The 19,578-nt window shown below is 62.1% G+C and carries 17 protein-coding genes and 1 pseudogene; 9 read left to right on the plus strand and 9 right to left on the minus strand.

From position 1 onward, the window contains the following. The first annotated feature begins 153 nt into the window (after window positions 1-153). The 9 genes from PQQ95_RS33160 to PQQ95_RS33200 all read left to right on the plus strand — a co-directional run bounded on the left by PQQ95_RS33160 (window position 154) and on the right by PQQ95_RS33200 (window position 9,420). On the plus strand, window positions 154-1,329 hold the full coding sequence (locus tag PQQ95_RS33160) for a hypothetical protein (RefSeq protein ID WP_408445706.1): 1,176 nt from the start codon (window positions 154-156) through the stop codon (window positions 1,327-1,329). Between the two features lie 12 nt (window positions 1,330-1,341). After that, window positions 1,342-1,758, plus strand: a complete 417-nt coding sequence (locus tag PQQ95_RS33165) for a hypothetical protein (RefSeq protein ID WP_408445708.1) — start codon at window positions 1,342-1,344, stop codon at window positions 1,756-1,758. Window positions 1,759-1,810: 52 nt separating this feature from the next. Beyond that, a complete protein-coding gene (locus PQQ95_RS33170; RefSeq protein WP_408445711.1) occupies window positions 1,811-2,098 on the plus strand; it encodes a PAAR domain-containing protein in 288 nt (95 codons plus the stop codon). A 590-nt stretch (window positions 2,099-2,688) separates the two neighbouring features. Continuing rightward, window positions 2,689-3,021 carry a BufA1 family periplasmic bufferin-type metallophore gene (locus PQQ95_RS33175; RefSeq protein WP_408445714.1) on the plus strand — a complete coding sequence of 111 codons (333 nt, stop codon included), beginning with the start codon at window positions 2,689-2,691 and terminating at the stop codon, window positions 3,019-3,021. A 313-nt stretch (window positions 3,022-3,334) separates the two neighbouring features. After that, entirely contained in the window at window positions 3,335-3,547 is a 213-nt protein-coding gene (locus PQQ95_RS33180) for a YtcA family lipoprotein (protein ID WP_408445716.1), read from the plus strand. Between the two features lie 13 nt (window positions 3,548-3,560). Next, window positions 3,561-4,622, plus strand: a complete 1,062-nt coding sequence (gene mdtN, locus PQQ95_RS33185) for a multidrug transporter subunit MdtN (protein WP_408445719.1) — start codon at window positions 3,561-3,563, stop codon at window positions 4,620-4,622. Between the two features lie 9 nt (window positions 4,623-4,631). After that, entirely contained in the window at window positions 4,632-6,722 is a 2,091-nt protein-coding gene (locus tag PQQ95_RS33190) for an FUSC family protein (protein WP_408445721.1), read from the plus strand. Next, window positions 6,715-8,202 carry an MdtP family multidrug efflux transporter outer membrane subunit gene (locus PQQ95_RS33195; RefSeq protein ID WP_408445724.1) on the plus strand — a complete coding sequence of 496 codons (1,488 nt, stop codon included), beginning with the start codon at window positions 6,715-6,717 and terminating at the stop codon, window positions 8,200-8,202. Before PQQ95_RS33190 ends, PQQ95_RS33195 begins: the two co-directional genes overlap by 8 nt. A gap of 192 nt (window positions 8,203-8,394) precedes the next feature. Beyond that, on the plus strand, window positions 8,395-9,420 hold the full coding sequence (locus PQQ95_RS33200) for a helix-turn-helix domain-containing protein (RefSeq protein ID WP_408445726.1): 1,026 nt from the start codon (window positions 8,395-8,397) through the stop codon (window positions 9,418-9,420). Here PQQ95_RS33200 and PQQ95_RS33205 read toward each other — a convergent pair. The 9 genes and pseudogenes from PQQ95_RS33205 to cyoA all read right to left on the minus strand — a co-directional run bounded on the left by PQQ95_RS33205 (window position 9,417) and on the right by cyoA (window position 19,282). Then, window positions 9,417-10,034, minus strand: coding sequence for a LutC/YkgG family protein (locus tag PQQ95_RS33205; protein WP_408445728.1), 618 nt, complete (start codon window positions 10,032-10,034; stop codon window positions 9,417-9,419). The two genes, PQQ95_RS33200 and PQQ95_RS33205, sit on opposite strands and share 4 nt — an antisense overlap. Beyond that, window positions 10,031-11,614 (minus strand): lactate utilization protein B, encoded by a 1,584-nt coding sequence (locus tag PQQ95_RS33210; RefSeq protein WP_408445731.1) that lies wholly within the window; start codon window positions 11,612-11,614, stop codon window positions 10,031-10,033. Before PQQ95_RS33210 ends, PQQ95_RS33205 begins: the two co-directional genes overlap by 4 nt. After that, window positions 11,611-12,354 (minus strand): (Fe-S)-binding protein, encoded by a 744-nt coding sequence (locus PQQ95_RS33215; RefSeq protein ID WP_408445782.1) that lies wholly within the window; start codon window positions 12,352-12,354, stop codon window positions 11,611-11,613. Before PQQ95_RS33215 ends, PQQ95_RS33210 begins: the two co-directional genes overlap by 4 nt. A 10-nt stretch (window positions 12,355-12,364) precedes the next feature. Continuing rightward, complete coding sequence (gene poxB / locus PQQ95_RS33220; protein ID WP_408445785.1) at window positions 12,365-14,086, minus strand: ubiquinone-dependent pyruvate dehydrogenase; 1,722 nt, start codon at window positions 14,084-14,086, stop codon at window positions 12,365-12,367. Between the two features lie 42 nt (window positions 14,087-14,128). Beyond that, window positions 14,129-15,139 carry a zinc-binding alcohol dehydrogenase family protein gene (locus tag PQQ95_RS33225; protein ID WP_408445734.1) on the minus strand — a complete coding sequence of 337 codons (1,011 nt, stop codon included), beginning with the start codon at window positions 15,137-15,139 and terminating at the stop codon, window positions 14,129-14,131. Window positions 15,140-15,261: 122 nt separating this feature from the next. Beyond that, on the minus strand, window positions 15,262-15,645 hold the full coding sequence (gene cyoD / locus PQQ95_RS33230) for a cytochrome o ubiquinol oxidase subunit IV (RefSeq protein ID WP_408445737.1): 384 nt from the start codon (window positions 15,643-15,645) through the stop codon (window positions 15,262-15,264). Continuing rightward, window positions 15,642-16,295 (minus strand): cytochrome o ubiquinol oxidase subunit III, encoded by a 654-nt coding sequence (gene cyoC, locus PQQ95_RS33235; protein WP_408445788.1) that lies wholly within the window; start codon window positions 16,293-16,295, stop codon window positions 15,642-15,644. Before cyoC ends, cyoD begins: the two co-directional genes overlap by 4 nt. 45 nt (window positions 16,296-16,340) lie before the next feature. After that, window positions 16,341-18,320: pseudogene (gene cyoB / locus PQQ95_RS33240) on the minus strand (cytochrome o ubiquinol oxidase subunit I); the annotation flags it as partial. Beyond that, window positions 18,305-19,282, minus strand: coding sequence for a ubiquinol oxidase subunit II (gene cyoA, locus PQQ95_RS33245; RefSeq protein ID WP_408445740.1), 978 nt, complete (start codon window positions 19,280-19,282; stop codon window positions 18,305-18,307). The pseudogene cyoB and the gene cyoA, both read right to left, overlap by 16 nt. Window positions 19,283-19,578 lie beyond the last annotated feature (296 nt).

Below are 19,578 nucleotides of genomic sequence, written 5' to 3' on the forward strand. Positions count from 1 at the left end.
CTGAAAGCTGAACTTTCCAGAGACCTGCGCTGCGAAATAAAAGACAGTCTGGATCGTCTTCAGTAGGACCTTCTAATACGTCTGGCTGACATTCTTGAATGTCGACCAGATACGACAGGTTGCAGCGCCATCTGCGTCGATAGCGACGATGGCATGTGCGACGTCGATGCGCTTAAGAAGATCATCGGCGATGTCGCACCGCCCCCGGCTGAGGCGAAGGAGTCCGATGACGAAGACGCGTTGAGCGATTACGTCAAAGGCAACGACGCGGTTCGCGCGCAGTTGCGCGGATTCATCTGCGAGGCGCCGACCGAATGGAATAGCGCGCACAACGATACCCGCTACGCGAAGCTGAACGATGCGGATGGCTTCTACGGCAAGCAGAAGAACAGCAACCCGAACGGCTACAGCGACTTCCTCGATCTGCTAAAGAAGTTCCAGTTCTGGGACAAGACAGGCCTAGCCGAGGATAATCTGTGGTTTTTCCACCCGCTGCAGTTCATTCGGCATTTCAGAAAGTGCGGCTGGTTAAGCGCCGACGAAATGGCAAGATGCTTCCCGCGCAGCCTTCTCCATCTGACTCTGACGCAGTTTCACGCCGCGACCACTACCTGGAACGACGCGCACTCGCGCGCAAGTACTTGGGCGTTACCGTTCAATCAGGCCACGCGAAGATATGGCGTGTCCGCATCGCGGCAACGCCTGCTGCACTTCTTCTCTCATGTAGTGCCGGAAACCGGTAATCTGCATTTTGTCCGCGAAATACGCGGCGAAACAAAATCCTATAATCCGTACTACGGGCGTGGCCTCATCCAGTTGACTCATCTCGACAACTATCAGGCATATGGGAATTTCAGAAAATTCGCCACAGGCGGTGCACCAGCCGAATATGCCGCACTCGGCTGGGACCCTAACGCCTTAATCGCGCGCGACAATGACGGCCATCACAACGCCTACAATTGTGTGGATAGCGCCTGCTTCTATGTCGCGAACCGCGCCAATATGCTGAGCCACATGGATGCCGGTGTCAGTCAGGACAATGCGATTACAGTAAGCAAGGACGTGAACGGCTATGTCGCCATCGAGAATCTGAATGGCCTCGAAGTGCGACTGCAATCTGTCCTGTATCTGCGCAATGCACTGCTCGACGACATCTTTCCCGGCCAGACCGTTTCGCTTACGTTCGAGTGGCGACGAAATAGTCAGCAGGAACCGGTGCTCGACGCGCAGGGACATCCTGTGATGGTCGGCAACCCACCCCATCCCAAGAAGAAATATTACGCGACGCAGCATACGATCACGTCGTCCCTTGAATTGCAGAAACCATAACTTCGGATGCTTATGAAATCATTATTTGCCGTTGCGCTTCTCGCTCTGCCTTTGGCTGCCCATGCGGAAGTGACGAGTGAAACGTTTTGCTTCAGTTCCGGCGGTGCCAAATCGATCAACTTCGAGATGCGCACGTATTACGATTCGTCCAGCAAATTCTCGGCCGGATTCGTCAGATACCAGAACGCGAAGCAGCCGATCCCGCTTGTGCTCGCCAATGCGGCAAGCGAAACGTTCGACAAGAATGCACCAGATCAGGAAGCCACGACGTGGATCGAGGTATTCAGCGGACAAGTGTCCGGCGAGTACGAAATGATCACTCAAGGAACGGGCGTGTCCTCCATGGTCTACACCAGCAAGAAGAAAAATCAAAAGATTGGATTCCTGCTTAATACCGGTGTGATGGCGCAGGGTAGTTGCAAATGGTAACTGGTCTAATACGCAGACTAGGCATGAGCCGGCGAAAAACGGATTCGCTGCCATGAAGCGTTACATGATTCTGAACGGCGACAGGACCACGGCCAATGGTACGGTGCTCGCCAGCTCGACCACGCCCGGACTGAATGGCCGGAGCATCGCATATGAGAACGATGACGTATCGCGCCAGGCGTGCAGTTCGACAGGCAAGATTCAATGCGATGGTCCGCGACTCCCGATGACGGGGCCGGACAGACGCCGCGTGGCACTAAGCGATGACCTCTGCATCTGCAAATGTAATCCATCGCCGAAACTAGTTGCCTCGCAGCAGGCGATGTCGGTCGATGTCTGATCATCGCAGACGCTCGGATCACCGCATGCCATTTATGACAGGAGCCTGCTCGTCGTTATCTTGAACCGCATTCTCGCAAAGGATGAATGGGAATATCTCCGTTGTGGGGTGACATGGAGATTCGGACTCGCATCAAGTTTGTCGATCGCGGCGCGGCTGTCGGTGCCGACATGCACTGGTAACCGACACATGCGTGGACAGCGGTGATCTGAAAACTGGATGCGCTCAGAAGTTACATTGAAGACACCTTTCCCACCCGTTCAAGCCCAGCCGCCCGAATAAACCCAAGCTCCCGGAGCTTGCCGACGCGATTCACATTTTCGCCAACTCGGCTACTCCGGTCGACCAAGCACATCCGTACCGGTATCAGAGCATGCAGATTTATTCGCAATCTAATACCAAACGGCACAACACCGTGCAATCTTCCGCCGACCCCGGTTCCGTATGCTTAGTCTGCTGCGACTAACCCTCGCTGGCACACCAAGTCAGGACCGGGCGTAACCGTTTGTCCATACCCTGCGCACGAGCATTAGCCCGGTCGTTACGTCTTCAAGATCGCTGCTCCCTGTTAAAAACGTTGGAGAAATCGCATGGCCGATTACAAAACCACCACTCTCGTCGCCGGTGCATTCGCAGCCGCCCTTGCTGCCATTTCGGTCACCCCTGCGAGCGCGCAGGAGTTCACCGATGCACAGAAGAAGATTCAGGCGGAGCACACCGCCCTCGTCAAATCCGGCAAGGTCGAACCCTGTTTCGGCACCGCGCTGAAAGGCAAGAACGACTGCTATGCAGGCGCTGGCACCACCTGCGCCGGCACGAGCAGCGTCGACTATCAGGGCAACGCCTTCAGGCTGGTGCCCAAGGGAACCTGCACAACCATCTCTACGCCGAACGGAGCCGGCAGTCTGACGCCCAAGGCCTAAGATCGCTCAGTGGCCGGGCACCGTCGTGTCCGGCCACGCTGTACTAACCGCAGCAACGGCCGGCGATGTCAGAGTCACTCCTGCTAGATGCCCGACGCCGCTTTGCGCCCCCGCGTCAGGATGGCGCGAGGACGCAGCCTTGCTGCGGCGGTGAGGCATCAGGAGCTCGTCGGGACCACGTTCAAATCGAACGAGGCCCCGATCCGAGCGTAACTTTTGACATTGGAGTGATTGCATGCCGGTTTCGAGAAGGCAAAGCACTGTACGCGCGACCAGCACCGCTGCCCTCGCTGGTTGGCTAGCGACAGGGTGCGTGCAGTCGCCGTCGGTCAACGTGCTCGGCGCCTACTTTCCGGACTGGCTGTTCTGTATCGTCGCGGGCGTTGTGCTGACTGTTGTGATCTATCTGGTTCTGACAGGATTGCCCGGCAGCCGCCGTTTCGGGCCCGCCGCGGTGGTCTATCCCACGCTCGTCATCCTCCTGTCACTGGTTGTCTGGTTGATCTTCTTCCAGCAACGCGCCTGAGTACAGATACACCATGACGACGCCGGCAACCAACCCAGCCCCGTACAAAAAATATCTGGTCATCGCGCTGGTCGCGGTGACCCTACTGGTGCTTCTCTTCGTGATCCACCTCGTCGATCGCGAGCCGCGCACCGACGACGCGTACGTCTATGCGGACACAATCGACGTGGTGCCTGAAGTCAACGGGCGCATCGCCGAACTGGCCGTCCGCGACAACCAGGCGGTCAAGCAAGGCGACCTGCTGTTCCAGATCGACCCGCGTCCCTACGAGGACGCACTGGCGCGCGCCAAGGCGAGCCTCGTCGCGCTCGACAAGCAGATCGCGCTGACCCAACGCACCGTCAACGCGCAGCAATACAACGCGCAGTCCGCGAGTGCCGCGGTCGAGCGTGCGCGGGCCGCCGCGGCCCAGGCGGCGGACACATTGCATCGCACCGCGCCGCTGTTATCGCAAGGGTATGTGTCGGCGCAAGACGTCGATCTTGCCCGCACGGCGCAACGAGCGACGCAGGCCGAACTCGCCGCCGCCGAACTGCAGGCGCGGCAGGCCGCGGCGGCGGTCAGCGGTGTCGATGCGCTGGTCGCTCAGCGAGCGATAGTCGAGGCCGAGATCGCGATTGCCACACTGAATCTGGAATTCGCAACGGTGCGTGCGCCGTTCGACGGCCGGGTGGTGTCGCTCAAGACGTCGACCGGGCAATTCGCGTCCGCGCTCAAACCCGTGTTCACCCTGATCAATACCCGCCAATGGTATGTCGTGGCCAATTTCCGCGAGACCGAGTTGAGGGGTATCCACGTCGGGACGCCGGCCACCGTCTACTTGTTGAGCGACTCGGGCCAACGCTTTCGCGGCACGGTCGATTCGATCAGTTACGGCGTACTGCCAAACGAAGGCGGCATCGCGTTGCCGGGTGGTCTGCCGCATATTGAGCGCACGCTCAACTGGGTTCATGTCGCGCAGCGCTTTCCGGTCAAAATCCGGGTTGAAAACCCGGACCCGGAATTGTTCCGCATCGGCACTTCCGCGGTCGCCGTGCTGTATCCCGGGCGCGGCAGCGATGCCGGCCGGCATTGAGGCGCGGACATGAGATTCACGGAAGCCTTGTTCGACATGCCACGCGATGTGGGCGACTTTCTGCGCGCCGAGTTCGCGCCGTTTCCGGGCCGTGTCAACGTGATGCTGCGCGCGCTGCTGACCAGCGCGATTGTGATCGTCACGTCGTTGACGCTCGAAGTTCCCGAACTGCCTTTGTCGCTGCTGGTGGTGTTCTACGTCACGCAATCGAATGTGGTGATCACGCGGCTCGTCGGTCTGATGTTCATCGTCGGATCGACGCTTGCAATCGGCAGCTCCATCCTGCTGCTGAAATTCACGTTCGACTATCCGTTGGTCCGCATCGTGGTTGCCAGTGTGCTGTTCTTCGGCAGTGTCTATCTGATGCGTGTGCTGAAGATCGGCGTTGTGTTCTTCATCGTCGCGATCGTGATCATCTACGTGCAAACCTTCGTCGACCAGACGGACCAGGCCGAGTTGCTGATCCGCGCCGTGCTGTGGGTGTGGGTCGCGGTGAACTATCCGATTGCATTGACGCTCGTGATCAATTCGCTGCTTTTGCCGGCTGAGCCGGCACGCCAGTTGAAGGAAGAGATCGAACGGCAACTGACGGTCGTCGATGCCTGTCTGACACACGTGATCGACGGCGGCCCGGCGCCTGCGCCGATTACGCTGCAGGATGTCCAGAGAGGCGCACTGACGCTGCAAAAGCTGCTCAAATTCGCCACGATGCGCGATACCCACTACCGTGACACACAGGCGTGGCACCTTGCGTCGATCGCCACGGTGACGCGTCTCTATCTGGGGGCGAAGGAGCTGTCGGCCAACGTCCCGCAGTTGACGGCCGCGCAACGGCCGATGCTGTACGAGCTGCGCGAGAACTGCCGCATGCTCGCCACCGCGCTTGCCGCCGACGTGCCTTACCGCATCGGCATCGAGCGCGTGGCATCGCCGGACGCTGCGGGTACGGTGGTCGACATGCAGCGCGCGCTCTATGCCCTGAACGATTTCGGCGCGCGCGGGGCGTCGTCCGGCAAGCCGTCTGCGGAGGAGCCGCTACTCGCGCAGGACGCGTGGACCAACCCCGCCTATGCACGCTTTTCGCTGAAAACCTTGCTCGCGGTGCTCATCTCGTATGTCTTCTACAACGCGACCGATTGGCAAGGCATCCATACGATCATGCTGACCTGCCTGATTGTCGCGCTGCCGAGCCTCGGCGCGTCGACGCAGCGTGCGTTGCTGCGCATAGCCGGTGCGCTCGGCGGCACCATGCTTGCGCTCTTCGTGGTGGTGTTCGTGATTCCTCAACTCGACAGTGTGGTCGGGCTGCTGTTGATGGCGTTGCCGATCGCCGCGCTCGCTGCGTGGATTGCGGCCGGATCGGAGCGCATCAGCTATGCCGGCGTGCAGTTGTTATTCACTTTCTCGCTGGCGGTGCTAGGTCAATTCGGCCCCACGACCAATCTCACCGAAATCCGTGACCGTATGGTCGGGATTCTGCTGGGCGTGGGTGTCGCGACCCTCATCCAGTTGGCGTTCTGGCGGGAAGGCGAGGGCGACGCGCTGCGCCTGAAGCTGGCGTCGATGCTGCGGCCTGTGTCCGCTCTGTTGCGCGCCGATCGAGACGGCACGGCCGCGAGCGGGCCAGTGTCCTACGCTCAGCAACAGTTGCGGACCTGGGCCGCCCTGGACGAGTGCGAGGCGATACTCGCGCGTGTCGCCCTCGAGCCGAACTGGCAGGAAGGCGAGCAGGCGCACTTGACGATGCGCGCACAAACGGTTCTTGCCCAAGGCCGCGAGATCATGCTGGCCGGCGATGCGCTTCACCAGGCGCTCGATGCGTACGACGCCCGGGTGACCCGGGAGACCGTCGACGCGGTACGCGCCGTCCAGGAACAGATTGCCGCGTGTCTCGACCACTACGCCGACAACCTGTCGGTCAACCCACCCGCGGCCGACCGCCCGCGTCGCATCGAGGTCCCCGTGAGGCCGTACGACGCGCCCGAGGCATCGCTTTGGGCCGGCGCGCGCCGACTCGCGGACGAGGTGGCCGGTTTGCCGGCCTGGAATCTTGCGGCGCCGCGCGTCGGCGTCCTGCGTACGTTGCCCGAACATGATTAAACCGGATCGTTCGCGTTGGCGTTCGTTGTGGCGCGACGGCGTGCTTCTGGCCGGCCTCGTCGGCGTACTGGCCGGCTGCGCGTTGATCCACCACGATAGCGCGCCCTATGTGCCGATTGCGCCTGATGAGATCCGCCTCGCCAACGACATTCACCTCGCGCGCGACGGCTGGCCGTCGGCACGCTGGTGGAGCGGTTACGGCGACGCACAGCTCGACGCGCTGATTGATCGCGCGCTCGCCAATGCGCCAACGATGGTGATCGCGCGCACGCGCGTAGCGCAGGCGAAGTCGGACGTCGAACTCGTCAAGGCGGGCTCCAACCTGCAGGTCGTCGCGCTTGGCCTGATCGACCGCGAGCATGTATCGGCCAATGGTTTCCTTGGGCCGTACGCCATGAACGACCCGGCGTTGGGTTTCTCCGGCCCGTGGTACACCGAGGGCATCGTCGGGGTTGGCGCAAGCCTGAACATCGACATCTGGGGCAAACAGCGCGCGCAGGTCGCGGCCTCGCTCGGCGTGCAGAACGCGCGGCTCGCGGAAACATCGGCGGTCGAGCTCGAGATCTCGACCGATGTCGCGCAGATTTACTATGGAATCCAGACCACTTACCAGCTGATCGATCTTCTCGAACAGTCACAGCAGGTGGCGGCGTTTGCCATCGATGCACACGAGGCACGCGCGTCGCGTGGCCTCGAGTCGCGCACCTTCGTCGAAGACGCGCGGGCGCAGCAGCTAGCCGTGCAGCGGCGCATCGTCAACGCGCGGGCGCAGATCAAGCAGTTCCGCGAGTCGCTGCGCGCGCTGATCGGCGCAGGCGCGGACAACCTGCCCGATATCGAGCCCGTACCCCTGCCGGCGTCGCGCGCCGCATTGCCGTCGACGCTGTCGTACGAGTTGCTCGCGCGCCGGCCCGATCTGCAGGCAATGCGCTGGTACGTGCAGGCCTCGTTCGACCGGATCGACGCCGCGAAAGCCGCGTTTTATCCGAGCTTCGACATCAAGGCGTTTTTCGGCGTCGACGCGCTGCATCTCGCCGAGCTGTTTACTCACGCCAGTCAGCAGTTCAATCTTCTCCCGGGTGTCTACCTGCCGATTTTCGACGGCGGCCGCCTGAACGCGAACCTGAACGGAGCCCGCACGGCGAGTAACCTGCTGATCGAGCAATACGACCAGGCGGTACTCAACGCGGTACGCGACGTCGCGAAAACCGGCAGCCGCCTGCAGGATTTGAATACCGAAGCGCAACTGCAAACGCAGAAGGTGCAGGCGGTCTCGTTTGCGCGCGACAGCGCCGAAGCACACTACCGGCGCGGACTCGCTGACAGGCTGAAGGCCATGGAGGCGCGCGAGCCGGTGATCGCCGAGCAGGTTGCACTGCTCGAGATCGACGGACAGCGTCTTAGCGGAGATATCGCGCTGGTGAAGGCGCTCGGCGGTGGTTATCGGGCCGATCCGCCGGTCGATTTCAAGCCGCGTTGACGCCCAACGGCGGCGAAAGCTCGCGCGTGGTAGCCTCATTGTCCGGAGTCTGTAATTTGTGACACAATAAAACAGCAGGATAGCTGCCGGAAACCGGAGTTCGGTGTGTTGACACGGGAGGCACGGATGGTCAGCAGCTTCGCATCAAACACGGCCGCAAGGCGGCAGTCCCAAGGAGTACGAGCGACCGCCATGGAAGGTCTTCTGCGACCGCGCGAGGGCATGGGCGGTCTATCGCCAGTGGGTAGCACCATCGCAGAGAACATCCTGCAATCGCCAGGCCGTCCGAAATTGATATCGATCGACGAAATCCTGACCGCACGACCCCAGCAGCCGATTGCGACCACCCGCGCACGCGGTTGGAACGGCGTGACGGTCGATCTTCATCGACCCTACTTCGGGTGTGCCGAAAGCTACGCGGGCCTCGATCATCACCTGATTTGTTATTGCCCCTCGGGAAGCGCAAAGCTGGTTCAGAGTCGCGCCGGAGTCGTGCATAAGAGCGTGATCACGGCGGGCACCTCCTATATCATGCCCGCTGGTTATCCCTCGACGTGGGAGGGGGATTCAGGATTGTCCGCGCGGCTGCGCATGCCGATATCGCTTGTCGCTTCAGCGGCAGAGCAGCTGGGTCGCGGCAACGGTCAGGTGGAAATCCGCAACGTGTTTCAGGTGCTCGATCCCATGATCGAGCGTCTTGCGCAAACACTGCTCGTAGAGATTGAGAAGAAAGCGCATCCCGTTCAGGTGTTGATCGTCGATGCTGTATCAACGGCCCTGGCCGCCCACATGCTCCGAAGCTACAACGCGTTCGAGATGGTGGAGTGTTCACATGAGCGTTCACTCGGCAAGCTCGAAATTGCTCGATTAACCGAATTTATCGAAGACAATCTCGATCGAACGATCAGCCTTGAAGACCTGGCGTCGATAGTGAACGTGAGCCGGTTTCATTTTAGCCGCCTGTTTAAGCGCAGCATCGGCAGCACGGCCATCAGCTTCGTGGAGCAGTGTCGAATCCGCCGGGCTCAAGCGCTGATTACCGACACTGACTTGCCGCTCGCGGAAATTGCATTGACGGTGGGCTTTGTCGATCAAAGCCATTTCACACGGCGATTTCACCGTCATGTCGGGTGCACCCCGGCGGTCTACGCGCGAGAGCAGGGGCGGCGGCGGTCAGGGCTGCGATCCGCCCAGCCCGACGGGAAGAGCGAGCCCTAGTCGTTTACGCGAATTTCAGAGGGAACGGCTTTACCGCGCTTGCTGAGTACCACTGTCAGAGATCTGACGCCCTGCGCGCCGTGGATCAGCACGCCTTCGATATCAGCCGTTGCAGAGGGTCCGGTGTGGAAACTCGCATAACGGTGTTTCTGGAATTCCTCCCGGCGATAGGCTTCCTGAAGCGTCGGCAGAATATCGGCTCGAGAGAGCAGAACGACCAGATGTTGCGCGAGATAGGCCACCGCATTCGTTATCAGTGCATCGTCGGTCAGCAGCACGGAACCGGTCTCTGCCACGCCAAACCTTGCGCGTACGATTGCCACATCGACATCGGCAAGGTCGCGTGGATGGGCAATGGAGGTGAGATCGCGATTGCCGCGGTATTCAGGAACCGCGGAGGCGATGGTGGTCGCGGCGGGAAAGCGCTCCCGCAGGAGATCGGCAATGTCGCCGCTCTCGAGGCCATTGCCGCCCATGGCTTCGAGGTTTCGGAGGAAGCACGCGGTGAGTGCGCCGCCGTCATCGAACGGGAAGGCCGGTAAGTCGGGCAGCGCATGTTCGCCCTGCGGCCGGTTGGCTCGTACCGCTGCCAGGATTTCGTCTCGTGCGCTCATTGCTCGTCCTCGCGTCCGCCGTTGGTCCGCTCGTACCATTGGTGGAAGGTTTCCTTCGGTGGTTCGGGCATGTCGCGCCCCGGCGCGGTCCAGGTGTTGAAGGGATTGGCGACCGCGAAGCTCGGCAGCACCTTCAGTGCGCTGTCGGCGGCCGAAATGGCCGCGCGATACAGCGTGGGATGCGCAAGGACCGTCCCCGCCGCCTTCATCAACGCCTGCTTGCCCAGTCCGATGTCATGGCTTTCCGCCAGCACCTTGCGCCACGCGAAGATCTGCTCGTGAATGTTGATCTTCACCGGGCAGACATTGGTGCAGGAACCGTTGAGCGTCGATGCGAAGGGCAGCGTGGAATAGCGGCGCCGGTCGAACGTCGGATCGAGAACGAGTCCGATCGGCCCTGAATAGGTGGCGCCATAGGACAGTCCGCCGGATCGGCGGTAGACCGGGCAGGTATTCATGCACGCGCCGCAGCGAATGCATTTCAGGCTTTGCCAGAATTCGGGTTCGCCAAGCCGCGCCGAACGGCCGTTGTCGACCAGCACGATGTGCATTTCGCCGCCGTCCCGAGGTCCGCGGAAATGCGAAGTGTATTGCGTGATGGGCGAGCCCAGCGCGGAGCGCGATAGCAGGCGGATAAACACACCCAGATCGGCAACGCGCGGGATCAGCTTCTCGATCCCGATCGACGCGATGTGCAGCGGCGGCACATTCGCGGAAAGGTCGGCATTGCCCTCGTTGGTGCACACCACGAAGGTGCCGGTTTCGGCCACCGCGAAGTTGGCGCCGGTCATTCCCGCATCGGCATCGAGAATCAGCGGGCGGGTCTTCTCGCGCTGCTGCTCCGCAAGATAGTGGACATCGTCGTTGGCCGGATCGGTGCCCAGCGTTCTCGCAAACACTTCCGCCACGTCGGTCCGCAGCTTGTGCACAGCGGGCACGACGATATGGCTGGGCGGTTCGTCGTCGAGTTGCTGGATGCGCTCGCCGAGATCGGTCTCCACCACCTCGATACCGACACCCGCCATGTAGTGGCGCAAGCCCGTCTCTTCGGTCAACATCGACTTGGATTTGATCAACCGCTTCGCGCCATGGTCGGCCAGGATGCCGTGGACGATGCGGTTGTGCTCGGCGCCGTCGCGTGCCCAGTGAACGTGGATGCCGTTGGCAAGCGCCTGCGTCTCGAACTGTTCGAGATAGTCGCCGAGATGGGCAAGCGTGTGCTGCTTGATGGTGGAGGCGAGTTCACGCAATGCCTCCCATTCGGGAATGGCGTGCATCTGCTGATCGCGTTTCTGGCGCAGATCCCAGAGGCGCTCGTCGTGCATTTTTTCGTGGCGCGGCGCGTCGATGAAGCGCTGCGCCGCCTCGTTGTGATCGATGGGCCGGCGATGGTAGAGCACGGCGCCGCGCGGCTGCGGCTCGTGCGGAGGCGGCTGAAGCGGGCGCGACGTCCCCTCGGCATGACTCAGGCGTTCGCCGGCCGGACTTCTTGCGCCGTGATCGTCCCCGGTTCGCAGTTCCTCGTGAAGGAGGGCCGGCGAACCGTCTTCCGCGCGACGCGGTGTTTCCTGAGCGCTCATGTCCGGTCTCCGTTCAACACCTGCGCGATGTGCCGGAACTTGAGCGGCAGCCCGAGCCGGTCAGCACATCCTTTCTGATGCAGCATGCACGAACTGTCTGCGGAGACCACATAGTCGGCGCCGGCAGCCGTGTGGTCGCGCACCTTGTCCTGGCCCATTTTCACCGAGACAGCCGGCTCGAATACGCTGAATGTCCCGCCGAAGCCGCAGCATTCGTCGGGGCGCGCCTTCTCGACGAGTTCCAGTCCTTTCACCATGCGCAGCAGATCGAGCGGCTTGGAGTGCGCCGGCTCGCGCCGTTCGGACATGCTGCCGTGGAAGATGCCGCGCAGCGCGTTGCAGTTGTTGTGGTAGCTGACCTTGTGCGGAAATTCGGCCCACGGAAAGCCGTCGACCTCGAGCACGTCATGCAGGAATTCGACGAGTTCATAGGTCCGTTCCCGCAGGTGCCGTACTTCTTCCGTCTGCTCCACTGCGGTCATGTGACAGCGTATCTGGTGCGTGCAGCTTCCCGAGGGCACGACGACATAGTCGAAGCCCGCGAAGTTGCGCACGAACAGTTCCTCGGTCGCCTTGGCTTCCGCGTGGCACCCTGAATTGACCATGGGTTGTCCACAGCAGGTCTGATCGAACGGATAGTCTGGATCGATGCCGAAACGGCGCAACAGGTTCAGGGTTGCGATGCCGACCTGCGGTTCGAAAGCATCGATGTAGCACGGCACGAACAGGGCAACGCGCATCATGGGCCTCTCAGTGGAAAAGGTTGGTGCTGGCCAGTTCGATGATTTCGTCGCCGCGTCCGGACAGCAGCGCGCGCAGCATATAGAGGCTGAAGCCTTTGGCCTGCTCGACCTTGATCGTGGGCGGTATCGAGACTTCGTGACGTGCGGTGACGACATCGACGAGCGCCGGCCCGTCGTGCGCCAAGGCTTCGCGCAGGGCAGGTTCCAGCTCCGCGGAGTTCTCGACACGCACGCCGTGCAGCCCGATCGTTCGCGCGACGGCGGCAAAGTCGGGATTGTCGAGCGAGACATTGGTGCCGGGGTAGCCGGACGCCTTCATCTCCATTTCCACGAAGCCGAGGGTGCCGTTGTTGATGACCACGATCTTGATGGGCAACTTGAGTTGAACCGCGGTCAGCAGTTCGCCCATCAGCATGGCGAGGCCGCCGTCTCCGGACAAGGAGACCACCTGGCGGCCGGGGAATGCCGCCTGTGCGCCGAGCGCCTGCGGCATCGCGTTCGCCATCGAGCCGTGATTGAACGAGCCGAGCAGGCGCCGCTTTCCGTTCATGTGGAGATAGCGCGCGGCCCAGATGACCGGCGTGCCGACGTCGGCGGCAAAGATCGTGTCGTCCGCCGCGACTTTGTCCAGCGTGGCCGCGACGAATTGCGGGTGGAGCGGCTCGCCGGCTTTGCGCGGCTGGGCGAGCTCGTCCAGCCCGCGCCGGGCGCTCGTGTAGTGCTCGCGGGCCTTGTCGAGGAAGGCCCGGTTGCGGCCCTCGTCGATCAACGGCGCGAGTTCGGCCACAAACTTGCCGACGTCGGCGGTGACTGCAAGACTGAGCGGCACACGCCGCCCAAGCGCGCCCGGCTCGCGATCGACCTGAATCACCTTCGCGTGTTTAGGGTAGAAGTTGCGATAGGGGAAGTCGGTGCCGAGCATCAACAGCGCGTCGCATTCCATGAGTGCGTGATAGCCCGAGGAAAAGCCGATCAGCCCGGTCATGCCGACGTCGAACGGATTGGTCCATTCGACATGCTCCTTGCCGCGAAAGGCGTGGACGATCGGCGCGGCCAGCCGGTCGGCCAGCGCCACGAGCGCGTCATGCGCGCCGGCGCAGCCCGATCCCGCGAGAATGGCGACACGCTTCGCAGTCGAGAGAATCTGCGCGGCATGCGCGAGATCGTCGGCGGCGGGCGCGAGTGCCGCGGTGGTAGGCGGGACGAATGCAGGGATGTCCCCTGTGACTTCAAGCAGGGAGACATCGCCCGGCAGCACCAATACGGCGACGCCACGCTGCCCGAGCGCGGCGCGCATTGCGCGATGGAGCAGTTCGGGCATTTGCAGCGGGTTGGTCACCATCTCGCAGAAGTGGCTGCATTCGCGGAACAGCTCCGTCGGATGCGTCTCCTGGAAATAGCCGAGCCCAATCTCGCTCGACGGAATGTGGCTGGCAATGGCAAGGACGGGCACCCGGTTGCGATGGCAATCGAACAGGCCGTTGATGAGGTGAAGACTGCCCGGCCCGCAGCTTCCCGCGCAGACACCGAGCTTGCCGGTCACGGCCGCATCGGCGCCGGCCGCGAACGCGCCCGCTTCCTCGTGACGGACATGCATGAAGGCGATGCGGCCATCCTCGCTGAGTTCCCAGTTCACCGCATTGAGGCTATCGCCTGTCACGCCCCAGATGCGTTCGACACCGGCATCCGCCAGGGTGCGCACAATCAGTTTTGCTATGGTGGTCGGCATGGTGTTCATTCCAGTCTTGAGTTGCTTTCGATAGACGAGCGATCAGTTCCAACCCTCGACGACGATCTTGCCGCGCGCGCTTCCTTTTTCGACGGAGGCGTGCGCTTGCCGCAGCGTCGCGGCGCAGATCGGCGATAACCGTTCGCCCAGCGTGCTGACGATGCGGCCGGCGTCGACGAGGTCGGCAACCTGGTTGAGCAGCTTGTGCTGCTCGATCATGTCGACGGTCTGGAACATCGATCGTCCGAACATGAATTCCCAATGGGCCGATAGCATCTTCGACTTGAGTGCGACGATATCGAGGGATGCGGGGTCGTCAATGAAGGCAATCCGCCCCTGTGGGGCAATCAGCTTCACGATCTCCTGAAGGTGCTCGTCGGTATGCGTGGTCGAGAAGACAAAACCGGGCGCGTCGATGCCGAGCGCGGCGAAGCCCTCGTCCAGCGGCTGGCGGTAGTCGATCAGATGATCCGCGCCGAGTGCACGCACGGCGTCACCGGCTTCGGGGAGCGCGGCGGTGCCGATCACGGTCAGGCCGGTCAGCTTCTTTGCCAGCTGGATCGCGATCGAGCCCACGCCGCCGCTTCCCACGATGAGGATGCTGTTGGCGCCCGGCACCGGCCGGCGGATCTCCAGCCGGTCGAACAGCGCCTCCCACGCGGTGATCGACGTCAAGGGCAGGGCCGCAGCGCTTGCCCAATCGAGAGACTGCGGCTTGCGGCCGACAAGACGTTCATCCACCGCATGCAGTTCCGAATTGGTGCCCGCCCGCGTGATGTCGCCCGCGTAGAACACCTCATCGCCCGGCTTGAACAGGGTGACGTTCTGGCCAGTCGATTCCACGACACCCGCCGCGTCGAATCCGAGCACGCGAGCGGTTCCGCCAGCAGGATTGGCGGCCGCGCGCACCTTGGTGTCGACCGGATTGACCGAGACGGCACGCACGCGAACGATGAGATCGTGCGGACCGGCAACGGGCGCGGGGAGTGACAGATCGACCAGCGAATCGTGCGCGTCGATCGGTCCTGCGGAATAATATCCAACTGCTTTCATAACTATCTCCTGTCGATCAGGCAAGTCGCGCTCGACCAGCGTTAGCGCGTCATCGCGTTACGCCGGTCTCGCGCAAGATGCCTGCTACCCAATCCTGAATCCGTCTTGACCGGCGCAACGGATCAGGGCTGCATGTTCATGAGTTTCGACATCGGCATCATCATGTGATTGAGGTTTGCCATGATCCATAGCGACCCCGCCACAACGAGGAAAACGATGACGATGCCGAAGACCAGCGCGAGGACATTGTTGGAATTGTCCGGACCGGTGGTGATGTGAAGAAAGAAGACGAGGTGCACGCCCATCTGTGCGACCGCCAGCACGGCCAGCCCGACCGGAATACCCGGCCCCCACAGCAGATGCGAGCGCGCGACCCAGAAAGCGGCGGCGGTGAGGGCGAGCGCCAGAATCAGGCCGATCGCATAGGTGGTGATGCCGGCCAGAAAGCTGTCGCTCTCGTCGCCTGGCGCGAGGTTGCCGCTGTGCGGCAGGGAAGGGTCGCTCATGGCAGTGTCCCAAACAGATAGACGATGGTGAAGACGGCCACCCAGACGATGTCGAGTGCGTGCCAGAACAGGCTGAAGCACATCAGGCGACGCTGGACGCCGGGCTGGAATCCTCGCGAGCGGATCTGGGCCATCATCGCGCCCAGCCACAGGAGCCCAGCCGTGACATGAAGACCATGGCAGCCGACCAGCGCGAAGAAGGACGACAGAAAGGCTGACTGATCCGGACCGGCGCCGCGGCCGATCAGGCCGGCGAATTCGTGGAGTTCGATGCCGAGGAACGCGGCGCCGAGCAGGCCGGTCACGCCGAGGAAGACGTTTGTCAGAGCCGCATTGCGGGCGCGCGCGGCAATCGTTGCCAGTCCGCATGTGAAGCTCGACAGCAGCAGACACACCGTTTCGATCGCGACCGTGCTGGTGTTGAACAACTGCGCGGCGCCTGGACCGCCCGCTGTCTCCTTGCCCAATACCGCATAGGTCGCGAACAGGGCGGAGAACATCACGATGTCGGACAGCAGGAAGATCCAGAAACCGAAACTGGCGACGACGCGCTTGTCCGCAGGCCCAGTCTCGCTGGGCGACAACGGGATGTCGGACACATCGCGATGTCCGAGCCGATGAGGGTCGGCGCCATCCGGCAGCACCGCCACGGCGGCGCGGGCATCCGTGACCCGCTCCTGATCGAGGGCGGCCAGCGCCGCGGCGCGTGCCTGCCTGCGTGCGCCGTCGAGCTGCGCCACCTCGGCCGCGGGGATCGCATATTCATCGTCGCGGCGCCACGCGAAGACGATGAAGGCCGCAAAGGCGCCGATGATCCCCAGCACCACCAGCCACCAGATGTCCCAGACGAGTGCGAAACCGGTGAAGCTGGCGAAGAATGCCGTGATGAAACCGATGGGGGTATTTTTCGGCAGCTCGATCGCCTGATAGTCGGGTACGGCGGCGAGCCGTTGCTGGGCGATCGCGCGCTGCTTGATGTCCCAATAGGCCTCCCCGCCTCGCACGTTCGGCAGCACCGCGAAGTTGAAGGCCGGCGGCGGCGAGGTTGTCGCCCATTCGAGCGAGCGTCCGTCCCAGGGATCGCCCGCTGTATCGCGCAGACTTTCGCGGTTGCGGATCGAGACGATCAGTTGGGTGGCCTGCAGGAGAATGCCGCAGAAGATCAGCAGCGCGCCGGCCAGCGCAACCTGCATATACGGTTGCCAGCTCAGGTCGTCATAGTGCTGCATCCGGCGTGTGGCGCCCATGAGGCCGAGCGCATAGAGCGGCACGAAGGCGAGGTAGAAGCCGATGATCCAGCACCAGAACGCGGCCTTGCCCAGCCCTTCGTGCAGGCGGAAGCCGAAGGCTTTGGGGAACCAGTACGTGTAACCGGCGAAGATGCCAAACACGACGCCGCCGATGATCACGTTGTGGAAGTGCGCGACGAGGAACAGCGAGTTGTGGAGCTGGAAGTCCACGGGCGGCACGGCCAGCAGCACGCCCGTCATGCCGCCGATCACGAAGGTGACCATGAAGCCGATCGACCACAGCATCGGCACCGAAAAGCGCACGCGCCCGCCGTACATCGTGAACAGCCAGTTGAAGATCTTGGCGCCCGTCGGGACCGCAATGATCATCGTCATAATGCCGAAGAAGCCGTTCACATTGGCGTTGGCGCCCATGGTGAAGAAGTGGTGCAGCCAGACCATGCAGGACAGCACGCAGATCACCATCGTGGCGATCACCATGGTGCGATAGCCGAACAGCGGCTTGCTCGAGAATGTCGAGACGACTTCGGAATAGATGCCGAAGCAGGGCAGCACGAGGATATAGACCTCGGGATGTCCCCAGATCCAGATCAGGTTCACGAACATCATGGCGTTGCCGCCGCCGTCGTTCGTGAAGAAATGGAAGCCGAGATAGCGATCGAGGGTCAACATCGCCAGCGTCGCCGTCAACACGGGGAAGGCCGCCAGAATGCTGAGGTTGGCCGCAAGCGCCGTCCAGCAGAACACCGGCATGCGGCCATAGCTCATGCCGGGCGCGCGCAGCTTGAGGATCGTCGTCACGAGATTGACGGCGGCCAGCAAGGTGCCGATGCCGGCGATCTGGATCGACCAGAGATAGTAGTCGACCCCGACGCCTGGTGAGAACTGCAGTTCGCTGAGCGGCGGATAAACCAGCCAGCCCGTGCGGGCGAAATCGCCGACGAAGAGGCTCAGGTTGATGAGCAGCACCCCCGAGGCCGACAGCCAGAAGCTCACCGAATTGAGCGTCGGGAAGGCGACGTCCCGCACACCTAACTGCAGCGGAACCACGAAGTTCATCAGGCCCACCACCAGCGGCATGGCCACGAAGAAGATCATGATCGCGCCGTGGGCGGAGAAGATCTGGTCGTAGTGGTCCGGTGGCAGATAGCCCTGACCCGCGCCGGCTGCGAAGGCGAGGTGAGAGCGCATCAGCAGCGCATCCGAGAAGCCGCGCAGCAGCATCACGAGCCCCAGTATGGAGTACATGATGCCGATGCGCTTATGGTCCACCGAGGTGATCCATTCGCGCCAGAGATACGGCCAATAACCCTTGACCGTAATCCATGCGAGGATCGAGGCGATAACCAGAATCACCACCAGCGACGTAAAGAGCGGGATCGGTTCGTTGAAGGGAACTGCAGCCCAGGTCAGTTTGCCGAGCATAGGTTAGAAGCCTTTGCTGATTGTGCGAGGAGCGGCGGCATGACTGCCGCGTTGCTCGACTGGGTGAATTTTTCCGTCGTCTCTTTCATTGACGTGATCCGTTCGAAAAGCGCTGGATCGATGGCGCGATAGGTGAAGGGGGCAACATAGGCGCTCGGCTTGAAAAGCGCGGCATAGCCGGGGCTGTCGAGCACGGGGCCTTGCGTTCGCGTCGTGGCAACCCATGCCGTGAACTGGTCCGGCGGCACGGCATCCACGGTGAAGCGCATCCCTGAAAAACCGTCGCCGCTGAATTGCGCGGAAAGGCCGGGATAGCGCCCCGGATGGTCCGCCAGCAGATTCAACTGTGTCGTCATGCCGGCCATGGTGTAGATCTGGCCGGCAAGCTGAGGCACGAAGAAGCTGTTCATCACCGTCGCTGAGGTGAGCTTCAGCGACACGGGCGTATTTGCCGGCACCACGAGCTGATTCACACTGGCTACGCCTTGCTGCGGATAGATGAACAGCCACTTCCAGTCGAGCGCCACGACCTGTACTTCGAGCGCAGGTTTCGACGAGTCCAGCGGCTTCGCGGGATCGAGGTCATGGCTGCCGATCCACGCAATGCCGCCAAGCAACAGGATGATCATCATCGGGATTGCCCAGATGACGATCTCGACCTTGCCCGAATAGGCCCAGGTAGGCCGATAGCGGGCACGCCGGTTCGACGCGCGATACCACCAGGCAACACCCAGCGTCGCGACGATCACGGGCAGCACGATCGTGAGCATGATGCTGACCGAATTGAGCAGCAGCGTCTTTTCGGCCGCCGTGATGGGGCCCTGCGGGTCAAGGACACCTTGTTTGCAACCCGTGGCCAGCAGCGGCAATGACGCGGCGACGAGATACCGGATGAAAGATAGCCGTGCGCTGAATAGTGGCCGACGGCGTGCATGAGTGCCCCGGCGAGCGGTCCAACTCATGTCGACATCCTTTGTCGAGCATGTCTCGACGTGACGGGTTCGATAAAACGCGGCAAGAATCACCCCTGCGCGGGACCGCAAACCTCTGCGGTCCGCTTTGTTGGAAGAGGACATCTGAATGACATGCGATACCAGGGGGTGACGATACTTGCGTTAGGGCGCGGACGATTGCACTTTCTTGCTCGAAATTGTTGATCGATGCTCTTTGCGGGAGAAAATCGATTCGTGCTCCGCGTGACGTTGTCAGCTTACCGCGACGATCACCCAGCCGTTGTCAGCAATTGCGTACACGCCGG

The organism is Paraburkholderia caffeinilytica (genome assembly GCF_046030355.1).
In the GTDB taxonomy this organism is placed as follows: Bacteria; Pseudomonadota; Gammaproteobacteria; order Burkholderiales; family Burkholderiaceae; genus Paraburkholderia; species Paraburkholderia caffeinilytica_B.

Coding starts and splice junctions, on each gene's coding strand:
- PQQ95_RS33175 (WP_408445714.1), top strand. CDS start 2,689: ATGGCCGATTACAAAACCACCACTCTCGTCGCCGGTGCATTCGCAGCC.
- PQQ95_RS33165 (WP_408445708.1), top strand. CDS start 1,342: ATGAAATCATTATTTGCCGTTGCGCTTCTCGCTCTGCCTTTGGCTGCC.
- PQQ95_RS33200 (WP_408445726.1), top strand. CDS start 8,395: ATGGAAGGTCTTCTGCGACCGCGCGAGGGCATGGGCGGTCTATCGCCA.
- PQQ95_RS33210 (WP_408445731.1), bottom strand. CDS start 11,614: ATGAGCGCTCAGGAAACACCGCGTCGCGCGGAAGACGGTTCGCCGGCC.
- mdtN (WP_408445719.1), top strand. CDS start 3,561: ATGACGACGCCGGCAACCAACCCAGCCCCGTACAAAAAATATCTGGTC.
- cyoA (WP_408445740.1), bottom strand. CDS start 19,282: ATGAGTTGGACCGCTCGCCGGGGCACTCATGCACGCCGTCGGCCACTA.
- PQQ95_RS33170 (WP_408445711.1), top strand. CDS start 1,811: ATGAAGCGTTACATGATTCTGAACGGCGACAGGACCACGGCCAATGGT.
- PQQ95_RS33225 (WP_408445734.1), bottom strand. CDS start 15,139: ATGAAAGCAGTTGGATATTATTCCGCAGGACCGATCGACGCGCACGAT.
- PQQ95_RS33215 (WP_408445782.1), bottom strand. CDS start 12,354: ATGCGCGTTGCCCTGTTCGTGCCGTGCTACATCGATGCTTTCGAACCG.
- cyoD (WP_408445737.1), bottom strand. CDS start 15,645: ATGAGCGACCCTTCCCTGCCGCACAGCGGCAACCTCGCGCCAGGCGAC.
- PQQ95_RS33160 (WP_408445706.1), top strand. CDS start 154: ATGTGCGACGTCGATGCGCTTAAGAAGATCATCGGCGATGTCGCACCG.
- PQQ95_RS33190 (WP_408445721.1), top strand. CDS start 4,632: ATGAGATTCACGGAAGCCTTGTTCGACATGCCACGCGATGTGGGCGAC.
- poxB (WP_408445785.1), bottom strand. CDS start 14,086: ATGCCGACCACCATAGCAAAACTGATTGTGCGCACCCTGGCGGATGCC.
- PQQ95_RS33195 (WP_408445724.1), top strand. CDS start 6,715: ATGATTAAACCGGATCGTTCGCGTTGGCGTTCGTTGTGGCGCGACGGC.
- PQQ95_RS33205 (WP_408445728.1), bottom strand. CDS start 10,034: ATGAGCGCACGAGACGAAATCCTGGCAGCGGTACGAGCCAACCGGCCG.